Source organism: Cupriavidus alkaliphilus (assembly GCF_014191175.1).
Classification (GTDB): Bacteria; Pseudomonadota; Gammaproteobacteria; order Burkholderiales; family Burkholderiaceae; genus Cupriavidus; species Cupriavidus alkaliphilus.
The window spans coordinates 1-4,944 of record NZ_JACHWE010000016.1; the positions used below are offsets into that span (position 1 = coordinate 1).

At 66.7% G+C, this 4,944-nt stretch carries 4 protein-coding genes; all 4 read right to left on the reverse strand.

Annotated features, from left to right (window positions below; genetic code table 11):
• Window positions 1–468 precede the first annotated feature (468 nt).
• Window positions 469–2,832: a DNA polymerase II gene (locus FHX60_RS27485; RefSeq protein ID WP_183285189.1), complete on the reverse strand. Its 2,364-nt coding sequence runs from the start codon at window positions 2,830–2,832 to the stop codon at window positions 469–471.
• A gap of 86 nt (window positions 2,833–2,918) precedes the next feature.
• Window positions 2,919–3,410, reverse strand: coding sequence for a VOC family protein (locus FHX60_RS27490; protein ID WP_112777484.1), 492 nt, complete (start codon window positions 3,408–3,410; stop codon window positions 2,919–2,921).
• A gap of 182 nt (window positions 3,411–3,592) precedes the next feature.
• Complete coding sequence (locus tag FHX60_RS27495) at window positions 3,593–4,195, reverse strand: glutathione S-transferase family protein (protein WP_183285190.1); 603 nt, start codon at window positions 4,193–4,195, stop codon at window positions 3,593–3,595.
• 62 nt (window positions 4,196–4,257) lie between these two features.
• Window positions 4,258–4,944: acyl-CoA carboxylase biotin carboxyl carrier protein subunit (locus FHX60_RS27500; protein ID WP_311731167.1), on the reverse strand; the 687-nt coding region annotated here is incomplete at its 5' end.

The following is a 4,944-nucleotide window of genomic DNA, read 5'->3' on the forward strand; positions in this document are numbered from 1 at the left end:
ATCAAACTCTTCAGTTCAATCTCTGTGTGACCCTCGCGGGTCTCGCTCTTTCGAGCGGTCGCTCACTCTCAGAAAACTGACTGACCAGATCCGAAAATCCAGTCACGTTTTGCTGTGCGAGCACTGTATAACTTTTAAGCTAAAAGACCGAAGTCTTTTCGCATCCGCTATCAAGCGCCCACACTTATCGGTTGTTTGTTTGTTAAAGAACTTCGCCGCCCGGCTTTGCCGTTCAGCGCGCTGCGTTGTCTGCAGCGAGGAACGAGACTTTAAAGAGTTTTTTTCGATTAAGCAACTGGTTTCGAAAAATTCTTTATTGCGCTGCACGCCCTCTTTCGAGTCAATTCTTGCGCGCCGTTCCTTTCCCGTTGCGCGATGCCTTGCCAACGAGGGGGCGAATCTTAATACCTTCGGCGTCGGCCTGGCAAGCACTTTTGTCGAGAACAAGGAAAGAGCCGGTTGCGGCACTTACGGAAACAGTGCCATCTGCCCGGACAGCAGCGTTTCGAATTCATCGTCCAGAAACGGCAGGATCGCGTCGGCAATCGGTTGCAGTTGCCGGGTCACATAATGGGCATAGTCGATCGGCGCCGACCGCGCTTCGAGCGGCTCGGGGCCGGCCACGGTCATCACGTAGCTGATCCAGCCGCCGTGCTGGTACTGGCGCGGCCTGCCGTGGCGCGCGTTATAGTCGTCGGCAAGGCGCGCGGCGCGCACATGCGGCGGCACGTTGCGCTGGTACTCCTCGAGCCGGCGCCGCAGCCGCTTGCGGTAGACCAGTTCGGAGTCGAGTTCGCCGGCCAGGGTGCGGCGCACGATGTCGCGCACATAGTCCGCATATGGCTCGCGGTTGAAGACCTTTTCGTAGAGCGTCTGCTGGAAGCCCTGCGCCAGCGGCGACCAGTCGGTGCGCACCGTCTCCAGCCCCTTGAACACCATCTCGCGCGTGCCGTCGGGACGCTCCACCTGGCCGGCGTAGCGCTTCTTGCTGCCCAGCTCGGCGCCGCGGATGGTCGGCATCAGGAAGCGCCGGAAGTGCGTCTCGAACTGCAACTCCAGCGCGCTCTCCAGCCCATAGGTCTGCCACAGGTGGTCGCGCCACCAATCGTTGACATAGGCAACCAGGCTGCGCCCGATCTGCGCGGCGTCGGCTTCCGTGCGCGCGCGGCGCAGCCAGACGAAGGTCGAGTCGGTGTCGCCGTAGATCACCTCGTAGCCGCGCGCCTCGATCAGCGCACGGGTCTGGCGCATGATCTCGTGCCCGCGCATGGTGATCGACGACGCCAGCCGCGCGTCGAAGAAGCGGCAACCGCTGGAGCCGAGCACCCCGTAGAACGCGTTCATGATGATCTTGAGCGCCTGCGCCAGCGGCTTGTTGCCGTCGCGCTTGGCTGCCTCGCGGCCTTGCCACACCCGTGCCACGATGGCCGGCAGGCAATGTTTCGTCCGCGAAAAGCGCGCCCCGCGGAACCCCGGCACCGTATCGGCATCGTCCGGATGCGCCAGCCCTTCGACCAGGCCGACCGGATCGATCAGGAAGGTCCGGATGATCGACGGGTACAGGCTCTTGTAGTCCAGCACCAGCACGGATTCATACAACCCGGGGCGCGAATCCATGACGAAGCCGCCCGGGCTGGCCTCGGGCGCTTTCTCGCCGAGGTTGGGCGCGACCAGGCCCTGGCGATGCATCAGCGGCATGTAGAGATGCGTGAATGCCGCCACCGAGCCGCCGCTGCGGTCCGCCGGCAAGCCCGTGACGGTGGCGCGCTCGAGCAGGAACGGCAACAGCTCGGCCTTGCCGAAGATCCGCGTCACCAGTTCACAGTCGCGCAGGTTGTAGCGCGCCAGCGCTGGCTTGTCATGGGCGAACATGCGGTCGATGGCGTCCATGCGGTCGTACGGATTGTCGATTGCCTTGCCCTCGCCGAGCAGCGCCTGCGCCACCGCTTCGAGGCTGAACGACGGAAAGCTCCACGTCGCGGAGCGCAGCGCCTCGATGCCGTCGAGGATCAGGCGCCCCGGCGCGCTGGCGAAGAAGTGCTGCTGCACGTTGTGCTCGCGCCATTCCATTTCGGTGCCGCCGCGCCCCAGTTGCAGTGGCACCTGGAACCGGCGCGCCTGCTCCTGCAACACGCGCAGGTCGAACTGCACCAGGTTCCAGCCAATGATCGCATCGGGATCGTGGTCGGCCAGCCACTGGTTAAGCCGGTGCAGCAATTCCGGCCGCGTGGCGCAGTAGGTCAGCGAGAAATCGACGTCGACGGGCGTTTGCGGCGCCGGCCCAAGCACGTAAACCTGGCGCTGGCCGCACCCTTCGAGCGCGATCGAATAGAGCTCGCCCGCCGCGCTGGTTTCGATATCGAGCGACACCAGGCGCAGCGCCGGCCGGTAGTCGGCCGACGGCTTCATCTGCGCGTTGCGCAGCACGCCGGCCCCATCCGGCTCGCCGTCGAACCACACCGGCGCGGTGATAAAACGCTCCATCAGGTAGCGCTCCGGCGGGCGGATATCGGCTTCATACACGTCGACGCCGGCATCGCGCAGCGTCCTGGCGAGCTGGATCAGCTGCCGGTGCTGGGCGCAGTACAGCCCCAGCACGGGCCTGCGCTGGAAATCGCGCAGCGCCAGCGGGCGCAGCTCGACCCCGCGCTCGCGCGACAGCAGTGCCTCGGCACGCTCGCGCTGCACCTGCGGCACAAAGGCAACCGATGGCTGCGGCGCCAGCCGCAGCCGGCGCGGCCCGTCATCCGTCGCCAGCCAGAATTCGACTTCGGTCCCGCCTGGCGTATCGCGCCAGTGCCGCGTCAGGATGAAGCCTTGCTGAAGTGCCACGTTACAGGATCAGGAATGGAAATGCGCTTGATGCTGGAGGATGCGGGCCGGCTTGCGTCGCGCGTCCCGTCAACCGCGGGGCGGCATCAACCCGGCGCAGCGCCCCGCCGCGCTGCCTCGATGGTGGCGATGTCGATCTTGCGCATCGTCATCATCGCATCGAACGCGCGCTTGGCCGCGGCGCGGTCCGGGTCGGTGACCGCCGCCAGCAGCGCGCGCGGCGTGATCTGCCACGACAGGCCCCAGCGGTCCTTGCACCAGCCGCATTCGCTTTCCTGGCCACCGTTGCCGACAATGGCGTCCCATAGCCGGTCGGTCTCGGCCTGGTCGTCGGTCGCGATCTGGAACGAGAAGGCCTCGCTGTGCTTGAAGTGCGGTCCTCCGTTCAACCCGACACACGGAATGCCGGCGACGGTGAACTCGACCGTCAGCACATCGCCCTCCTTGCCATCCGGATAGTCGCCCGGTGCGCGCATCACGGCGCCGACCGCGCTGTCGGGAATGGTCTTGGCATAGAAGTTCGCCGCCTCCAGCGCATCGCGGTCGTACCACAAGCAGATCGTGTTCTTGCCAGGCATGTTGCGTCTCCTTGAAGGCACGGCGCCGGGAATCCGGCGCCGGGTGGACCAGCGTGCCATTGCGACCGGCGCCGCTGGCCGGGACTCCAATGTCTCACACTCCGGGGGGCAATGCAGGCCGTGGCGGCGTCACATGGACCGGAAGCCCCCGGCATGCAGCGCCCTAAGGCACGGCGGCTTTACTAGCCCTTGGCCGCGCGCACGAAGGCATCACGTGCGGTGATGCGCTCGACGTAGCCCTGGATGCAGCGGCTTTCGCGGACGCGCGGCGCACCGAACTGTCCCGCCCAAGCCAGCGACGCGCCCAGATAGACATCGGCGGCGCTGAAGCTGTCGCCAAGCACGAAGGGTCCCGGGGACAGGGCTTTCTCGATGGCGTCGATGACTTCGTCGTAGTCGCCCCAGCCGACGGTCTGCTTGGGCAGCGGCGCCTGGGCACGCATCATGCGGTCGGTCAGCGCCGGCTCGAAGCAGCTGCCGCAGAAGAACAGCCACCGCAGCACCGTGCCGCGCGCGGACGCGCCCGGCGGCGGCATCAGCCCGGCTTTCGGGTAGGCATCGGCGAGCCAGGCGATGATCGCGCCGTTCTCGGTCAGCACGGTGCCGTCATCGAGCACCAGCGTGGGAATCTTGCCCATGGGATTGATCGCCAGGAAAGCCGGCTCCCGGCTTTCCCCCTTGGCGATATCGATGTGCTGCAACGCGTAGTCGGCGCCAACCTCCTCCAGCATCCAGCGCGCCACCGACGCGCGGCTCTGGGGGTTGTAGTAAAGCGTCATGGTCATACGTTCCTCCCGGCCTCGGCCCAATGGATTCGAGGCAGCAGGATAGCACCGACCCGGCGCGGTCAGTCGCTGAACGCGAGCAGTTGCGCGCCTTCGGCGACCTGCTCGCCGATGCCGTAGAGCACCTCGCTGACGACACCGTCGGCGGGGGCGCAGATGGTGTGTTCCATCTTCATCGCCTCCATCACCAGCAGCGGCGCGCCGCGCGCGACCGTGCTGCCGGCCTCGACCATCACGGCGATGACCTTGCCCGGCATCGGCGCGGTCAGCTTGCCGCCCTCGCCTTCGGCCTCGCCGGCATGCGCGAGCGGATCGAGCCAGGCCAGGGTGGCGTGGCGGCCGCCGTGGAACACGTGGAACTCGTCGCCATCCAGGTGGACCTGTCCGTGCGCGCGCCGCGTGCCGAGGTTGACGCGAAGATCGTCGGCCTGGCAGGTATAGGCGAAGGGCGCGGCCTGGTCGGCGTAAATCAGCGTGCTGCCGCGCTCGTTGCTGTCCAGCGTCACGTCTAGCACCTGCTCGCCACAGCCGAAGCGCAGCGTGCGCGACGCGCCGCCGTTCAGCCGCCAGGCGCCGGCGTGGGTCCACGGCGAGTGCTGGTCAGCGGCGTCGATGCGGCGCTGCTGGATTTCGCGCGCCAGCAGCGCCGCCACTGCCAGCGCGATCAGCTCCATGCCGACCGGCGCGGGCGGCGGGAACAGGACCGCCTCGTTGCGCTCGATCAGCCCGGTGTCGAGGTCGGCGGTGCG